This is a genomic window from Pseudoalteromonas sp. SCSIO 43201 (assembly GCF_023716725.1).
GTDB lineage: Bacteria > Pseudomonadota > Gammaproteobacteria > Enterobacterales > Alteromonadaceae > Pseudoalteromonas > Pseudoalteromonas peptidolytica.
The window spans coordinates 1,081,846-1,098,869 of the sequence record NZ_CP072683.1 but is presented as its reverse complement, the minus strand read 5'-3'; the positions used below and the strand labels follow the sequence as shown (position 1 = coordinate 1,098,869).

Here is a 17,024-nt window from a genome sequence, read left to right as displayed (position 1 = left end):
CGGTATTACAAAAGATTACTCAACCAGCAGCATATATATAAACTTGATGACCAAGGTTACCATCAATAGCGGAAATACATATTTGCTGTATTTCTGCATTTTATCCAGCCCCATACGTTGCTGATACTTCTCTAATAAAGGCACTAAAATCACTAAGGCTACGATTAAACACACTAATAGTACTATAACGTTCATCATCCCTCCGAGCCAAAAATTAACCATAAAAACGCAAAGTATTCAGGCAATATAACAGTATTACTCCTCAAAGTTTCAACAAGAGAGTATCTGCATGTTCACTTTACAGCAAATTCCAGCTATGCTCACCAACACATCAGACCAGTAGAATAAGAAAAATGAAAACCGCTATTACCGAATTATTTGCCATTGAAAAACCTATTATATTACCAGGAATGAGCTGGATTTCAGTACCCGAATTAGTTGCGGCAGTAAGTAATGCTGGTGGCTTAGGCATTCTGGCGACGGGCCCTCTCAGTCAAGACGAAACGCGTCAAGCTATCAAGAAAATACGCACACTCACCGATAAACCATTTGGTATTGGTGTTACCTTAATGATGCCCGGAGCAAAAGAAAACGCAAAAATCGCGCTCGAAGAACAAGTGCCTGTTATTAACTTTTCTCTCGGTAAAGGAGACTGGATAGTGCAAGCTGCTAAGCAGTATGGAGGGAAAGTTATTGCCACTGTGGTAACCCAAAAGCATGCTCTTGCGGCGCAAAAATCTGGGGTGGATGCCTTGCTTGTGACGGGACACGAAGCAGCAGCACATGGTGGTGCTGTGACTTCTCTGTGTCTTGTACCAAGTATCGTCGATATTGTTGACATTCCTGTTGTCGCTGCTGGTGGATTTGCTGATGGCAGAGGCTTAGTCGCTGCACTGGCTTTGGGTGCAAGTGGTGTAGCAATGGGCTCCCGCTTCGCAACATCCAAAGAAAGTCCGTTACACCAACATGTTAAAAATACAGTTGTGGAAAAAGATGTAGAGCAAACAATTTACTCAAAAAACTTTGATGGATTGTACGCTCGAGTAATGAAAACGCCCATGGCAGAAAAGGCAACGCGTCGCCCTATGCACTTTCTCGTCGCAGTAATGAAGTCATTTAAAGCGGCAAAAATGGTCGACATGCCACTTTGGAAACTACTCTTAGGTTTACTGTCTCAGTTCGACAAAATCAAATTGCTTTCGCTGTTTGGCGCGGCCACAGAAAAGCTTGAAGCAGCAACAATCCATGGTGACTTAGAGCACGGTGTGCAATTCATTGGTCAATCTCAAGGTCTAATACGAGAGATTGAGTCGGTACAGATACTCATGGATAAAATTATGCTAGAAGCAGCTCAAGTAGGGTTAGAAACACACCAGCGTTTTACAAGGACACCCGAGGTAAAGTAAGACCAAAGTCGAGCGTGAATATAACGTGATTTCAAGTACGGTGGCTCTGTCAAAACTTTGTAATAAAGTGATAAAAACGGTATCATCAGCGGCAAAACTGCATTAATCAATTGATCTTTTAAAGTGACTTCCGATGCCTAAACACTACCTTTTTTATGTTGAACAGCCATATAGCTTTGCTATCTTGAGACCACTACAAGATGCGATCCGAGCAAATGGTGCAATCGTGAAGTGGTTTTTAAAAGGCCAAGAAGTGGCATCAAGTTCACTGCGTGATGATGAGCTTGAGCTCACTACTGTAGAAGCTGTAAAAGCGTTTAATCCAAGGGCGGTGTTTGTACCAGGCAACGTTGTACCTGACTTTTTCCCAGGGGCAAAAGTACAAGTCTTCCATGGTTTGGAGTACAAAAAGAAAGGGCATTTTGGGATCCGGGGCTTTTTTGATTTATATTGCACCCATGGTCCACTAACGACCAAACCGTTTGAAGCATTAGCGAAAAAACATGGCTACTTTTCTGTCATCGAAACCGGCTGGCCAAAACTTGACCCGTATTTTGATTACACCAAGTGTCATAACGAAAAGCCAGTATTACTTTACGCGCCAACATTCTCCCCAAATTTGAGCTCGTTAGAGGCACTATACGAACAGGTTAAGCAGCTTGCCAAATCTGGTGACTACAAAATCCAACTCAAGTTTCACCCAAAAACAAAAACGCAATGGCAAGAGTTATATGCCCAACTTGAAGCCATCGATAATTTTGAAATTGCGGGTGATGATAACTTGATCCCACTTATCCAACAGGCAGATGTCGTAATTTCAGATACCTCAAGTGCGGTTGATGAATCTTTGTTAATAGGCAAACCTGTGATCACCTTTAACAATCATCAACCCCAAGACGCACTGATCAATATCACTGATCCACAGCAACTACCCGCTGCGGTAAAGCAAGCACTAACCCTATCAGACACGCAAAAGGCGCGGATCGAACAATATATCTTACAAGTTCATCCTTATCGTGACGGGCAAAGTGCTAATCGTGTGCTCGCAGCCACAGAAGCAGTTATTGATGCCGGCTTAAAACGCAAACCCTTGAATTTGATTAGACGTTATAAAATACGTAAATCCTTAAATTACATGAAAATGAGTTAATCAAAGCGCTGAATAAGGAGTCGGCTGGATATTGAGAGATATTCAACCCACTTGGCGGCTAAAACTGGCTGCTAGAAAGATATTAGTTATCTACAACTCAGGTTAATGAGGTATTAACCTTTATTTTTACCATCAAAAAAAGCTCACAGAGTGAGCTTTTTGTTATAAAAGCGAGCTATTAGCACTCACATTGCCAATATCTATTGCCTGTTTCAGACATTGGTGGGCGACAACGAAAACCACTCACACCACCTGCAACATTAGGGGTTTGCTGTTGTGGTAAATCCTGCTGTTTGTCTAATTGTTTTAACGCTGTTTTTTTAAATTTAAGTTTCATTTTCTTGTCCTTGATTTGTTATTTAAATTAATTGTGTTAGTGATTAAAAGATCTAATACCAATCATCTTAATTAAATGACCTATTTTGAGGCGAGGGGATCTTGTCGATAACATGGCAAAAACTTTTCTATTTAGTTGTTCTAAATCATAAGTTTTTACCGCAGTTAACGTCAGGTTTCTCCCCTCAGATTGAGCACGTGTTAAAACTAATTGGTATTACTCACTAACAACGACAATGGGCAAAATCACCCGTTAATGTTTCTGTTAAACGGCACGGGATCCTCGTATTTGGTTCAGCTCCCCCACCTACATTAGGGGTTTGCTGCAAGGGCAATACTTGCTGCTTCTCGTTAAGCTGCTTCAGCGATGATTTTTTTAATTTTAACTGCATAATCATTTCCTTGAAATAAGAGTTTAGTGTTTTGATTTTGTCATCAACTCTAACTTGTCACACAATCGATAAACATTCAACAAAAAAACAACAACAACAAAGAGAAAAATCATAAAAATTACAAAATTACCGATAGATATGCTTTAAACCTGAATGGACGATACGGCAAAAAAATAACTAAAACATTGTTTTAAAAAGGTATAAAGCATTGTGGTGATATCGCTACATTTAGCTCAGCACCTCTCACCCTTCCATGTTGATTAACTATTTTTTTACCTATATGCTGTTACCGTTTTGCTTATAAAACATACAACATGTAAGGATTTAATATGAAACCAACTTCTATTCTTCAATTAGTATGGACGAGTAGTTTGTTGACCATTGCAGGCCAAGCTGCTGCATATGATTGCAGTACGTTAGCTAATTGGTCACAACAGCAGGTCTACAAAAAAGGCGCACTTGTTCAAACTCAAAACCAAGCATTTGAGGCCAAGTGGTATAGTCAAAACGAAGACCCGACGACATACTCAGGCCCCTATGATGTTTGGAAAAATCTCGGTATATGTAGCTCAGGTCAAGATCATCCACCAAGCATTACACTCACAAGCCCTAATGATGGCGCTGTGCTGGGTGAAAATGACAGCGCTGTTTTATCGGCAGATGCAAGTGATATCGATGGTGATTTATCTTATGTGGAATTTTTGGTCGATGGACAGAGTATTGCAGTTGATAATACCCCGCCTTTTCAAGCAACATGGCGCGCAGCACTGGGTGAACATAGTGTGAGTGCGATTGCGACAGACGCTCAAGGGCACTCCACAACTTCTCGTTCAGCAACCATTTCTGTCAAGGCCAACGGTACAAACCTGCCTCCGGCGGTATCGGTAAACACCCCAACTAATGGCCAACAATTTTATCAAAACGACATAGTAAATATTGATGTTGCGGCTGAAGACACCGATGGCAGTATTACAGAAGTTATCATCAGTGCGAATAGCCAAACGATTTCAACCTTAACAGCTCCCCCATTCCAAGTTCAGTGGCAAGCGTTGCCGCTTGGTATTACTCAGCTCAATGTTAAAGTTAGGGATAACCAAGGACTTATCAGCGAAGCAAGTGTAGCGATTGAAGTGCTAAGCAAAACCGCAGGTGGTTGCCAAGGATTAAGATCCTATCGTGCTGGACAAAGTTATCGTGCTGGTGAGCTTGTCGCACACAATAATCACAAATACCGCTGTGATGTTTCAGGCTGGTGTAGTTCTAATGCGCTGTGGGCTTATGAACCTGGTACAGGCCAACATTGGCGTGATGCTTGGAGTGATTTAGGACTCTGCGCTATCGCACCGAACGTCACATTTACGACTCCCGACAATAATAGCACGGTGCTAATTAACACTCCGACAACTATATCCATCAATGCACAAGACCCCGATGGCAGCATCATTAATTTATCACTTTATGCTGACAACAGTCTGCTTTCGAGTGTGAGCCAACCCAGCTTAAACTATGAGTTTACACCTACAGCGGCCACGCCTGTGCTCCTAACAGCAAAAGCGATGGACAATGAAAACAACCAAAGTGAAGAAACCATTACTATTAATGTCACTGATCAGCCTATTGCAGTTGATCTATTGGCCCCCACTAGCGGTAGCCAGCTTACGCTTGGTAACTCAACCCAGTTAATTGCTCAAGCTACTGCTTTTGTAGGACAAGTAACACAAGTTCAATTTTATGCTGATGGTGTACTGCTCAATACTGACACCTCTGCGCCTTTTAAATATACTTATTCCCCCACGTCCATAGGCGCAAAAACCCTTCATGTAACAGCCACTAATGACAGCAACGAGCAGGTATCAAGCAGCGGTGTTACGCTTAAGGTTATTGATAAACCGATTGAGAAAAAACACAAGCTCATTGGTTACTGGCACAACTTTGTCAATCCAGCAGGCTGCCCCATTCCCCTTGATCAGATGTCACAGGCTTGGGATGTCATTGATATCGCTTTTGCAGAAAATGACAGAAGCTCAAATGGTACGGTACATTTTAAACCATTTGAAAAGGATATTCGCTCTAACTGCCCTCCTATCGATCCGGCTAAATTTAAGACAGATATGCAAGCACTACAGGCCCAAGGCAAAATTTTTGTATTAAGCCTAGGTGGAGCTGAAGGAACGATTACACTAAACACCGACGCGGATGAGGCGGCATTTGTGCGTAGCTTAACCGACATCATTCAGGAATGGGGATTTGATGGTTTGGATATTGATTTAGAAAGTGGCTCTAACCTCGTGCATGGGTCTCAGATCCAAGCAAGACTACCACGCGCAATCAAACAAATTGAACAAAATATTGGTGGCAACATGGTGCTAACCATGGCTCCGGAGCACCCTTATGTTCACGGCGGGATGATTGCCTACTCAGGTATTTGGGGAGCGTATATTCCTCTTATCAATGAGTTACGAGATACCTTAGATTTACTTCATGTCCAGCTTTACAATAATGGTGGATTACCTAACCCCTACGAGCCTGGCAGTGCGCCTGAAGGCTCGGTCAATATGATGGTGGCACATGCCAAAATGTTAATCGAGGGCTTTGACCTTGCTGATGGTAGCCGCTTTGCGCCGTTACGGGACGACCAAGTTGCAATAGGACTGCCTTCAGGACCACAATCCGCCAATTCAGGACAAGCACCTATCGGGAACATAATCAATGCCCTAGATTGCTTAACCAAAGGAGTAGACTGCGGAACGATTCAGCCGAGCAGAGCGTATCCAAACTTCGGTGGTGTCATGACTTGGTCAATCAACTGGGATAAATATGATGGCTACAACTTTTCTCGCCCGATTGGCGATAAATTAACGCAGATGGAGCAGCAATAACCGACATCAAAGCGATATAACATCTACTATGAGAGCCTAAGCAATGAGTATCACTTTTTTGTTTAGGCTTTTTTAGTTCGGTATGCATTCTCCTGAGCTTTGGGTATTTAGCCTAAACTATATGTGGATAGTTTGGTAAAAATGATACGCTGTAATGGATTTCACTCCTACCCCCTCCGCTCGATTAAAGACTCTGCTAACACAGTCAATTATTTTGGTCTCTTACTCCGCATCAAGCTTGGCTGGCACTGCAAGTTGTTGTTGAAGAAGACAGATATTACGATAACGATGGTGAGCTCCACAACAATGGGCAAAACGCTAAGCAAGGCTAACTAATTAACAAACCTCAGCCATAGTCTGACTTATAAACGCTCGCAGCCAACGAAGTGCTGGATATTGGTGCTGCACTTCGTGCCATACCATTGCGACATCAAAAGTACAGTCTGGTATGGGATTGTCAACGATCGTAAAATCAGCTCCGAGCTTTGATGCCTGACGAGCTGGGATGAGCGCAACTAAGTCTGTATTTTTTACCAGTTCTGGAACCAATAAAAACGATGGGACTGACGTCATTACCTGTCTCGATTTACCATATTGCTGCAAGATTGAGTCAACGAATGTAGAGGTGCTACTCCCTTCAAAAGAGACCACAATGTGTTCAAGCTTCACATAATCTGCAATTGTTATTTTTGGCTTTAGCTGCGGATGGTGCTTCCTGCCAATCAACACGTACTTCTCTTGATATAAGATTTTAAATCTTAACCAATCAGGCCCGCATTCCGGCGACATTAATGCCAAGTCAAGTTCTGAGTTTTGCAGCTGGACTGCAAGCGTTGCTATTTTCAAATGGCAAAGCACGACCTTGATATTAGGTGCCGCAACTTTTAAACGCTGTATCACCTTTGCCATCACCATCAGCTGTATATAGTCTGTACATGCCACTTTAAAAGTTAAATTGGCCGTTTCAGGGGTAAAATCTTGATGCTCTACTAACACATTACTCACTAGCTTCATCGCGGTGCGAAGTTCCGGCAGCAAAGCAATCGCTTTGGCAGTTGGTAGCATGCCTTTATGAATAGGGACTAATAACTGATCATCAAATAATCCTCGTAGCCGACTTAACTGAGTACTTACTGCTGGTTGGCTGAGGTTCAGCCTATCTGCCGCTTTGGTCACATTGCACTCTTCCAGTAGCACCACCAAAGTCTGAAGCAGATTTAAGTCCATCTTTTTACTATCCATTTAATTTATACCTTGAGTAAAAATATTCAATTTTATTTATAGCAAGATTACAGAGATAGTAACAACTCCTATTCGTTACAGAGTACTTATCATGACTAAATCCGCACTAGTGATATCGGCACATCCAGAGCCGACTTCCTTAACTCAGACACTCGCCAAGACAAGCGTCGAAACCTTAACGCGTATGGGCTTGCAAGTTCAAACTTCAAATCTATACCAAATGGACTGGAAGGCAGTAATTGATGCAACCGACTTCCCGCAAGATGACTCACAAGCACCACTTGCGATTATTGCAGCGTCTGGCAAAGCATATTACTCAAACACCCTAACCGAAGACGTTATTCAAGAGCAGCAAAAATTGTTGGCTGCCGACTTGGTTATTTTTCACTTTCCGCTTTGGTGGTACAGCGTGCCCGCCATACTCAAAGGCTGGTTCGATAGAGTCTATGCCTATGGCTTTGCTTACGGCTATCAAAACAAAGGAAACCAATTGCGCTACGGCGAGGGAATTTTACAGGGAAAACGAGCATTAATTTGTGTAACTACAGGTGGTGGCTATGAGGATTACTCACCTTTAGGGATAAACGGCACAATGGACGAATTACTATTCCCAATAACGCACGGGACTTTGTTTTTCCCAGGTATGGACGTTCTACAAAACCATGTTATTTTCGACGCCAAAGGCGAGCCTAATCAACGTATAGCTGATGAAGTTACCAGTTGGTCAAAGCGCTTAACACACGTATTTCGTGAAAAGCCAATCCCTTACCGAAAACAAAATAGTGGCGATTATATCAACGGCCAAATGCTAAAATCCGAAGTCGCGATGGGAAAGTCGGGTATTGCTGCACATATTGCTTAATCGAGGTGTTATCAGCTATGTTTATAGGATGTAGCTGATAATCAATGAGTATTGTAATTTGCAAAACATCTGGATTGCCTTTTTTGGCGTTGTGCTGCTCACAGCTTGTACCCGAGTCAATAGCTGCGAGCTTGCAGTACTTGATGGTAATGTCGTGCTCAATTCCTCAAAGGTGCAGCCTAAATGTCGTTTTAAACAAGATCAAACCGGCCAGTTGTCTGCTGCGGCTAAGTTCACCTCTGCGCTAACTCATCAAACGCCAAACGTTAAAATAAATCGGCTATCACAGAATCAAGCTCTGCAATCATGCAACATCGACGCTACACAAGATAGTTTGACGTGTACATTTAATGGCAAAAGCGACCATTTCACACTAACTAACACCGTTAAGCAGGGGAAAATCGCATCAACAAGCTGGCAGGATGATGACTATGTTTACCTTGGCTGGATGACTAAGGCTGAGGTATTAATGGGCTATATTGCGTTTGGCACACTTAACAAACGCAGCGCGCCCTTTTTCATTCCCGCCTCCCAGTTTTGCCAGTATGGTCTAAGCTCGTATATTATTGACCTTGGTAAAAGCGACTCACTATGCCAAAACCACGAAGGGTTTTGGTCTCACAGCCGTTTGCTCCCCCTACCCCAGCCCTGCAAACAACCACAGCAAATGATCCAAGATAAAGGTGGAATTTGGGCACTGGAGTTTATCGAAAGTAGCTATCAATGGCGGATCTGTAGATACAACGATAACGCAGGTAGCCTGTTAGCCGCATACGAGTACAGTATAGATTTAAAGGCAACACTGGCTCGGTATGGCTTACAGCCCAGTGATTACACCCAACTTACTTTTTTAACCAATGGCGATACTAACGCCATTGCGAATGCGGTAGAAATAGATAACGTTTTTCCGGTCAGTGATATTACACCAAATCTTGACCCGCAGACGATCGAATTGCCTATTCAGCAACTACAATACAAACTGACCAAGTTAGATTAATTGCCACTTACTCTTGTGCTTCACGTAACACTTGCATGTGGTTAGTTTGTTTTCTAAATTGATTTGGTGTGGTACCCGTGGTGATTTTAAATGCTCTAGTAAATGGTCCAACCGACGCAAAACCACTTTCCAGTCCAACAACAAGTACCGGCCAATGTTGTTTAGTGGGGTCTTGTAACAACACCTTAGCATGCTCAACTCTTAACTCATTGACCAATTGATTGAAATTTCGCGCCTGTAAGTTTTGTCGTATCACTCGGCTTATCTTATATTCCGGTTGATTAAATTGCTGAGCTAAATCAGCAACCTTTAACCCTTCTTTGAGGTATCCTTTTTGCGTAATAAGAAAGTGTTCGACCTGCTGCTGAAGTTCACTATCACCCTCGGCTTGCGTTGACTCACCTGATCTAGCGTACCTTACGGATGTTATTGTACGTTGAGATGAAAATCGCCAATACAGTAACACTTGCGCTGTCAATATGATGAGGATAGCTGCGCTTGTCACTGCCCATTCTTGAACCTCACGATTATCGGCAAAGCGATTTTCGGCCAATTTGGTGCCTGCGACACAAATAAAATAAGCGCATAAAAACAGCACCCTTTGTGCTTTCTCTGGCCCTTGAGACTGGGAGAATCCTCGACATCCTTCCCAAAATGCCAACATGAGCACACTAGATGACAACAATAGGGTAAGCTCATACGCCGCACTGTTAAGCCACTCCACGAATCCGCCAGCATTTATTTGTAACTGGCTGTCGATAAACAAATAGCCTTGTCGCCACACAACCAAAGCAGCAATGGCAGCTGCAAACACAATATGTCTCTGTAAAATGGCATTTTTTTCTCTAAATAATGCCCGAGCAAGCAACCAGAACCCATTACAGGTCACACAAGCACCAATGCCAATTAAATACTGATAACCATTTAAGGAATCTTGAGTTAGTTTTTTGGTCGTAGCCAGTGCTATTGAACCGCACACTAAAGCAAAGAGTAAATGTGCTGCTTTTTTTTCTTTTACAAAGAGCTGAGCAACAACCAAAGTACAACATAGGCTAAGCAGAAGTAGATAGTAATTTTCAATAGTCATGGTGATTGAAAGAATATTGATAGACACAGAAACTCTAACAGTCACACCAAAAGCATTCAAATTAACTTTGTAAGTAAACTTAACACCACCATTTTCAAAGTTTGGCCAACTTTCTTTGCTTTGATTTTCAAAATCAAAGCGACGAGATCGAAAAACCTTGTCATTTTATATATCAAATTTATTGATTTATAAGGATAAGTATTTTGTCTTCCCTCAACTTGACCAATTCAACAGGAGTTTCCTTAAACCCCTTTAGCGTATTGAATGATGCTGCAAAGAGCTGGGTATGTGTTGCATTACTCGGGCAATGGATGTTTGCTGTTTACATCTTAAGCCTATATGCCATCCCGCTCATCACAGGGCTCACAGAGCAAAGTGCAGCTGCTTCACCTGCGAGTGGACACACAAAAAATGCCAAGGTATTTTTTAGCCATGTTTTACCCGCTGTGATTTTGGCCACCAGCGGCTTATTACAACTTATTCCTACGGTACGAAAACACTTTCCACGCTTTCACCGCTACAACGGAAGAGTATTTTTTATTCTCGGTATTTCGGGCGCACTCACCGGGTTATACCTCACTTGGGTAACCGGCCTTAGGCTAAGCGATGTTGGTGCCATTGGTATCACACTCAACGGTATATTAATTCCCATTGCGATATTTTTTGCTTGGCGTACAGCCATACAAAAAAATATCGCTACACATCAACGCTATGCCGTACATAGTTTTTTCTTGGTTAATGGGGTGTGGACGTTTCGCCTTTATTTGTTTGGTTGGTACATGGTCAACCAAGGCTTCAATGGCAATACCGCAACCTTAGATGGCCCCGTCGATATATTTATTTCGTTTGCCTGCTATCTGCTACCAATGACACTCGCAGAACTCTACTTTTGGGCAAAACGCCAAACCACAGCTAGCGCACCGGTGTGGATAATCGCGGTGATGATGAGCTTAGGTTTTGTGATCACCGCGATAGGCGTTTGCGCGGCCGCTGTCATGATGTGGTGGCCACGCATTTCAGCGGTCTTTTTTAGTTAAATTACAGTTTAATTAGTTAGGAGTAGAAACATGCTTTTAGTCAAAGCGAACAAAACCAACAAAGGTCTAATTACATCGGCAATCTTACTCGTGATATCAACGCTGATGTGGCAACATTTAAATGGCGGAATAGTGAGTCACTACTTACTTCACAGAGCAGATCTTCCAGCAGTATCTAACGCATGGGGAATTATCATAATTCCCGCATTAGCTTGGCTTACTGCACTGCGGCTTCATAAAGCAAGTGGCACAGAGAGCATTAAAAAAACAGCCCCCGTAGTTATTCCTACTGAGTTTTTGGTCGCATTCTTTGTGATGTTAATCTTTAGCTTGTTGCAATCAGCCCTTTGGGAGTTCGGTTATCAAAGCCTCACCATGTATACAGCCTTAGGACTATTGATAGCTGGGTTATTTTATCCAATCTACCGCGCAGAATGCATATTGGGACACGTAGTCGGTGCTAGTTTTACCTTTGGTTATGTTATTCCACTAATTGGCATTTTAGTGATGGCAATCGTTTCAGTGTTTTCTCTTTTTTGCTTAAAACCTATCTTTTCTAAACTACTAGAGAAGACGCAAGCACCAATAAGAATGGAGTAATAGTGACCTTGGAAAGCTCAAGACAAAACAAATAACCCCTAAGCGCCGCTATATAACTCGTTCCTTGTCGTTTTGACTCGTGTTAAATTAGCGATGACTGTTAAGAAAGGAACGAGCGGTTATGCAAACTAAGTTAGTTACTCACATTGTTATCGTGGCTATTTTTACATTGCTGTCAATTGGTAGCGCTGTTGCTAATAACTCAGCAGATCCGAACTCGACACTGCAGCTTTCGTCCGCTTATTTTTTGCAAAAAAGAACGGTTCATATCGTCCTGCCACCAAGCTATGAGCAAGGCAATACAAGCTATCCAGTGTTATATCTAACTGATGGTCAGAGCAATCTTGAACATACCGCTTCAGCGGCTCGCTTCTTGGCACAACAACATAAAATACCGGAACTTATCATTGTTGCGGTCGAAACCAACGAACACCGCACTCGAGATCTGACCCCATCTTATCGCAAAGGCAGCCTTGCGGTACTGGGACATTTTGCAGGTTCAACACGGCAGCAAAATCCGGGCGGTGCAGAAATGCTACTGCAATTTATCGACAAAGAACTCATCCCTTATGTAGACAAGCATTATCGAACATCAGGCTATCGCGCGTTAGCAGGACACTCATTTGGCGGGCTGTTTGCAACCTATGCGCTACTTGAGAAACCCGATTTATTTAATGGTGTGATGTTGGCAAGTCCAAGCCTCTGGTGGGATAAAGAGCGATTATTAAATGACTTACTGGCAAAAGCGTTAATCAACAAGTGTATCTACATCAGCATGGCAGACGAAAGTGCAATCATAACGCAGCCTTTTCAACGTCTTAATGATGCTTGGCGAAAGCCAAATGGAATTGACTTCAAAGCGCAGCACTTTAGCGGCGAAACCCATATGAGCGTCGTCTACCCGAGCTACTATCATGGTTTGCAGCACCTCTTTAACCATTATCAGCCATCCTTGAAAGTAGCGGCTGCCAGTGTCACTCAGCTGGAAAAGCATGTCGCCATCGCTAAGTCACTATATGGACTCAAGGCTTACCCCTACGACGCACTGACTTCGCTAGGGTATACCGCCCTATTCGAACGTAACTTCACAGCGGCCATCAACCTATTTAGCTTTGTGAGCCAGCACAACTCAGAATCCCTCAATGCACTGCAACAATTGGCAATGGCTTATCAGCAAAAAGGAGATAAGCCATCGCTACTAAAGACCTACCAAGCCATGCTTAAGCTTGAAAGGCTAAGTGAACGCGAACAAAAGCATTTATTTAATGAAATCAAAGCATTGCAACACTTACATTAACTGATTTTTTCTAAAGTGATGATATTCACTTAACGCAAGTGGCACTGAAACCACAGGGTTTTGTGAGTGCCCTGCGCCCTCGCTAATGCTGTGCCCCCATCGCACATTAGCAGGCGCATGCTGTTCAAGTGCATCTAATAAGCCGTGAAATGAACCCGTAATGATGTCATTCTCAGCACCGCCAATGGAGAGGTAAATATACTTAGGTTTGCTTTGAATATTGGCTAGGCTTTTTGCAAATTCTCTTACGACAACGGAGTCGTCGTACCACGCCGCAGGACTAAAAGCAAAGTAGCCATCAAAAAGCGTAGGTTTAGTCACCATGGTATAAAGTACAAAACTTCCACCGGCAGAGAATCCGCTTAAGATACGATTGTCATTAATTGAGTAGTTCTTTTCCAGATAAGGTAAAAGTTCGGTTTCAATGAACCGCAAAAACCTATCTGCACGACCAAAAATGGCAGGATCATTGTCACTCTCTGGACGGGCCTCAATCGCAACATCTTGTCGAGCATAAGGCGGCACTAAGTCGCGGTTGCGGGTCTGCGTCCAAAATTGATTGGGAATAGACACTAAAATGGCATCTTCTACCTTACCTTGTTCGGCAAGGCTGCTTAATACCTCATCCCAACGGGCGAGATTAAAGTTGCCGTCGGTGCGAATAATGAGTGGATAACTATGTGCCTTGTCATATCCTTTTGGGAGGCGAATAAAGACCTTGCGATCTTCATTAAGCACTTCTGAAGACAACACTACATCAACATAATCTGAAGTGTAATAAGACTGATACTGGGTAAACGTCCAACCAGCGGCGGCGATGACAATTAAACCTAAGAGGGAAAATAGATATCGTTTCATAAAACTTCCTGTCATTATTTTTATTATTATGGGTAATGTTACTCAAAGCCTGACTTATCCTACATTATACTGTCAAGAAACAACATAGCCTGTGGTTTTGATAATGAAGAAGACCAAGTTAACGCAAAAGATAGGCCATATGCTAATTCAAACTAGGCGTTCTACCCAAATCCAGCTCACATGGAGAAGCGCAAAGAGCTCTTTGCAGAAGGAGTGACACTAGACTTGGAGCTTATTTGCTTTCCCTGAGTGGAAAGCGACGCTAAGTCCTAGCTATGAGAATGATATGTTCAGATTTGGCGCTTCTACCAGCTATGTTGGCATGCAAAAACGTAAAGAAAATTATGACGCATCTTTCGCTATACCATTTAAGACGCCGACTATGATTTATACCGACTTAACGGCGTCTTATTTCTACAGTGACACTCTGCGTTTTAACCTTGGTGCGAATAACGTTCTTGATAAGAAACTACTTGGGAACCGACGGTGGCTTGTTCGATACGATAGGTCGAACCTATTTTGCTAACCTAAACTGGACGTTCTAATGCACTAGCATAGCTTGTGCAAAGTACGCTATCTACAGTAAATTGGCGCGCACAGATAATACTGTGCTCGCCTTTTTATACCAATTTGCTTAATTAAGTGGTCTATTTTGAGGCGAGAAAATCTTGTCGATGACTAGGCAAAAATTTTGCTATTTAGTTGTTCTAAATAAGAAATTTTTAACGCTGTTAGCGTCAGGTTTACTCCTTCAAATTGAGCAAGTATTAAGTCAAATTGGTATTATGTTTTATTGCACACGCATCGACACTGAAATAGCACAGTGATCACTTAGCATTTTGTCCTCTTGCATATCAGCAAAAAAATGCACGTTCGGTTCAATAGCAACTGAGCTTGCCAGCGCCTTGCTCACTAGAATATGGTCAATAGGCACAGGGTAACGCGGATGACAGCCCTGTAGAGGTTTTGTCACATTGACCAGCGGAGCTTGTTCTAGAGTTTGGTTATCAATCAGTTTTCGCCAAAAGACGTTACCGTCCTGACTCAAGCGGTGGTTAAAATCCCCCAGCACTACATACTGCTCGTCAGCATGCGCTTGGATCCATGATTTCAGCACTGGTAGTTGCTGAGCCAATAACTGACACGCTGGCCTATCAGAGTCTTGATAATCGGAGACAAAACAGCCGCTTTTGAGATGGACATTGAGTACTGATACTTCACCAGTTTGAGTCTGTAAAGTGACTTCTAGTCCATGCCTTAAACCTTCAACTCCCATCGCTAACGGCCCAAAGCTCTCTACATTGCTAAGTGCTATTTCTTTTTTTATTGCAAAAGCGGTTTTTTGTTGCGTCGATGTGTAACTACTTCCTCTACAGTCATACGTACGGCTATTTTCTCTCGCCGATAATACCAGCTGCCACTTTTGTGCAGGAAAAATTTGCTCCAAAGCAGCTACCGAATCTACTTCTTGGAGCGCAATAACGTCAGCATCTAAACCATCAGCATATTGGCGTAGCGCCAATATTTCGTCCTGACTTCTTGGTCTACACCCTGAACTTGCAGGGTAAGCTAAATGTTCAATATTCCACGACGCTATTTTGAGCGGTGCAACTGAAGTTGACCCCTCTTCTGTTGAGCTGCACCCAGCAATCGTTATCGAAGCGCTAAACGCGAGCAGTAATGCTTTTAGTGTTGTTGTCATAATTAACCTAGTTTATGCAATAAAATCTAACGTTAGCAGTAGTCTTTTCTGATGATTTGCCGTTTTAGGAGAGCGGTGTACTAGACCCTTGCCTTCATTTCCAGCCCACCGTTCCCCCTTTAAAAGCGCCACATCACCACATTCTAAAGACCTGACTGTTACATTAGAGTCAATGATCAGCCTGTTATTTTCTCTTTTAACTAGGTTATTATCAAGCCATTCGCTGCCAAGTCCAGCCAAAGTCGTGACCAATCTTACTGGTACTTTATCGACATGGAATTTAGGGCACATCGCAGAATGTAAAGTTTTAAGTCGTAACCCAACCACGGTTAAGTCAAATAGACAACTAAACATGTCAACTATGCCGGTAATATAAACTAGAATCTCATCATCTATATGTAATCGACTGAGCGCATCTTTCATCTCAACAGCAATATTGTTAGCGGCAATTTGCGCTACTATGTCTATGTCAGGCGCCGTTTCTAAAAAGTCATTTATCTGTTTTTGTAATTGGCTTGATAGCGACTGCTGCCACACCGCAAGATTACACTCTGGCTGATAAATTTTGGTTAGCACGTTGGCTTGCTCAGCACTTTGGTAATGGCTTAGTTGGGTAGATCTATCTTGTGCTACACAATTGCTCATATTTGTTTCCCGATATAATGTATTTTTAGTCAATAAACTGGCGCAGCGAATAATTTTTGAAATGGCTATAAACTAAGGCTAAGGAGCCTATTAAGGTCAAAAATACTTCAAGTGCTTCATTGACTCTATCCTCCCCGATTAGCCAAGGTGTGAGCAACAAGGCTATACCTAAGACACCGACCAAAAATACTTTTGTAGATTTATGGCGCATGCAGCCAAGTGTAAGAATAGGTAGACTGATAGGTACAATTGCCAGTAATAACCATTGATGAAACGACTCATCAAACAGTACCGCGGCACTTGCCATAACAGGTAGGGCGATGAACATTAATGGGAAAATTAAGCAATGAAAAATACACAGTATTGATAACCCAATTGCAATTTTATCTCCCAGAATTTGTCGTTTCATTCGCTTACTCCCATTGCTTCTTTGATACAATATAACATACCAAAATAAAATTGGGAGTAGTACCACTTTATTCAGCTATTGGTTTATCTTGAGCTATCGGGATCTTGTTGATAGTACGAGCGAAA

The 17,024-nt window shown here is 42.5% G+C and carries 18 protein-coding genes; 9 read left to right on the top strand and 9 right to left on the bottom strand.

The window, feature by feature from the left end; translation table 11 throughout:
- Nucleotides 1-15: 15 nt before the first annotated feature.
- Nucleotides 16-195, bottom strand: coding sequence for a hypothetical protein (locus J8Z24_RS04745; protein ID WP_125252210.1), 180 nt, complete (start codon nt 193-195; stop codon nt 16-18).
- Between the two features lie 158 nt (nt 196-353).
- Here J8Z24_RS04745 and J8Z24_RS04740 point away from each other — a divergent pair, with 158 nt between their 5' ends.
- A complete protein-coding gene (locus J8Z24_RS04740; protein WP_176032968.1) occupies nt 354-1,406 on the top strand; it encodes an NAD(P)H-dependent flavin oxidoreductase in 1,053 nt (350 codons plus the stop codon).
- A 133-nt stretch (nt 1,407-1,539) separates the two neighbouring features.
- Nucleotides 1,540-2,556, top strand: coding sequence for a UDP-N-acetylglucosamine 2-epimerase (locus tag J8Z24_RS04735; protein WP_252095369.1), 1,017 nt, complete (start codon nt 1,540-1,542; stop codon nt 2,554-2,556).
- Between the two features lie 178 nt (nt 2,557-2,734).
- Here the strand turns inward: J8Z24_RS04735 and J8Z24_RS04730 are convergent, their stop codons facing one another.
- A complete protein-coding gene (locus J8Z24_RS04730) occupies nt 2,735-2,893 on the bottom strand; it encodes a hypothetical protein (RefSeq protein ID WP_167508223.1) in 159 nt (52 codons plus the stop codon).
- 223 nt (nt 2,894-3,116) lie between these two features.
- Nucleotides 3,117-3,284, bottom strand: coding sequence for a hypothetical protein (locus J8Z24_RS04725; protein WP_167508224.1), 168 nt, complete (start codon nt 3,282-3,284; stop codon nt 3,117-3,119).
- Between the two features lie 329 nt (nt 3,285-3,613).
- Between J8Z24_RS04725 and J8Z24_RS04720 the strand changes: the two genes are divergently transcribed.
- Nucleotides 3,614-6,163 (top strand): Ig-like domain-containing protein, encoded by a 2,550-nt coding sequence (locus J8Z24_RS04720; protein WP_252095368.1) that lies wholly within the window; start codon nt 3,614-3,616, stop codon nt 6,161-6,163.
- Nucleotides 6,164-6,499: 336 nt separating this feature from the next.
- Here J8Z24_RS04720 and J8Z24_RS04715 read toward each other — a convergent pair whose 3' ends face one another.
- On the bottom strand, nt 6,500-7,405 hold the full coding sequence (locus tag J8Z24_RS04715) for a LysR family transcriptional regulator (RefSeq protein WP_128732603.1): 906 nt from the start codon (nt 7,403-7,405) through the stop codon (nt 6,500-6,502).
- A gap of 91 nt (nt 7,406-7,496) precedes the next feature.
- Between J8Z24_RS04715 and J8Z24_RS04710 the strand changes: the two genes are divergently transcribed.
- Complete coding sequence (locus tag J8Z24_RS04710) at nt 7,497-8,267, top strand: NAD(P)H-dependent oxidoreductase (RefSeq protein ID WP_128732602.1); 771 nt, start codon at nt 7,497-7,499, stop codon at nt 8,265-8,267.
- Nucleotides 8,268-8,325: 58 nt separating this feature from the next.
- Complete coding sequence (locus J8Z24_RS04705) at nt 8,326-9,264, top strand: hypothetical protein (protein ID WP_252095367.1); 939 nt, start codon at nt 8,326-8,328, stop codon at nt 9,262-9,264.
- Between the two features lie 7 nt (nt 9,265-9,271).
- Here J8Z24_RS04705 and J8Z24_RS04700 read toward each other — a convergent pair whose 3' ends face one another.
- Nucleotides 9,272-10,378, bottom strand: a complete 1,107-nt coding sequence (locus tag J8Z24_RS04700) for a helix-turn-helix domain-containing protein (protein WP_252095365.1) — start codon at nt 10,376-10,378, stop codon at nt 9,272-9,274.
- Nucleotides 10,379-10,554: 176 nt separating this feature from the next.
- Here J8Z24_RS04700 and J8Z24_RS04695 point away from each other — a divergent pair, with 176 nt between their 5' ends.
- From J8Z24_RS04695 to J8Z24_RS04685, 3 genes are all read left to right on the top strand, one after another.
- Nucleotides 10,555-11,388, top strand: a complete 834-nt coding sequence (locus J8Z24_RS04695) for a DUF2306 domain-containing protein (RefSeq protein ID WP_252095364.1) — start codon at nt 10,555-10,557, stop codon at nt 11,386-11,388.
- Nucleotides 11,389-11,418: 30 nt separating this feature from the next.
- Nucleotides 11,419-11,988 carry a hypothetical protein gene (locus J8Z24_RS04690; protein ID WP_252095363.1) on the top strand — a complete coding sequence of 190 codons (570 nt, stop codon included), beginning with the start codon at nt 11,419-11,421 and terminating at the stop codon, nt 11,986-11,988.
- 121 nt (nt 11,989-12,109) lie between these two features.
- The gene (locus J8Z24_RS04685; protein ID WP_252095362.1) at nt 12,110-13,285 is read left to right on the top strand and encodes an alpha/beta hydrolase-fold protein; all 1,176 of its coding nucleotides are present in this window, start codon (nt 12,110-12,112) and stop codon (nt 13,283-13,285) included.
- On the opposite strand, the gene J8Z24_RS04680 is transcribed toward J8Z24_RS04685, so the two are convergent.
- Entirely contained in the window at nt 13,277-14,143 is an 867-nt protein-coding gene (locus J8Z24_RS04680; RefSeq protein WP_128732596.1) for an alpha/beta hydrolase, read from the bottom strand. The two genes, J8Z24_RS04685 and J8Z24_RS04680, sit on opposite strands and share 9 nt — an antisense overlap.
- A gap of 286 nt (nt 14,144-14,429) precedes the next feature.
- On the opposite strand from J8Z24_RS04680, the gene J8Z24_RS04675 reads away from it, so the two are divergent.
- Entirely contained in the window at nt 14,430-14,669 is a 240-nt protein-coding gene (locus J8Z24_RS04675) for a hypothetical protein (protein ID WP_252095361.1), read from the top strand.
- Nucleotides 14,670-14,933: 264 nt separating this feature from the next.
- On the opposite strand, the gene J8Z24_RS04670 is transcribed toward J8Z24_RS04675, so the two are convergent.
- The 3 genes from J8Z24_RS04670 to J8Z24_RS04660 are packed head-to-tail and all read right to left on the bottom strand — an operon-like array spanning nt 14,934 to nt 16,899.
- Nucleotides 14,934-15,845: an endonuclease/exonuclease/phosphatase family protein gene (locus J8Z24_RS04670; protein ID WP_252095360.1), complete on the bottom strand. Its 912-nt coding sequence runs from the start codon at nt 15,843-15,845 to the stop codon at nt 14,934-14,936.
- Between the two features lie 12 nt (nt 15,846-15,857).
- Nucleotides 15,858-16,490 carry a DUF1826 domain-containing protein gene (locus tag J8Z24_RS04665; protein WP_252095359.1) on the bottom strand — a complete coding sequence of 211 codons (633 nt, stop codon included), beginning with the start codon at nt 16,488-16,490 and terminating at the stop codon, nt 15,858-15,860.
- Nucleotides 16,491-16,515: 25 nt separating this feature from the next.
- Nucleotides 16,516-16,899: a MerC domain-containing protein gene (locus J8Z24_RS04660; RefSeq protein WP_252095358.1), complete on the bottom strand. Its 384-nt coding sequence runs from the start codon at nt 16,897-16,899 to the stop codon at nt 16,516-16,518.
- Nucleotides 16,900-17,024: the final 125 nt, after the last annotated feature.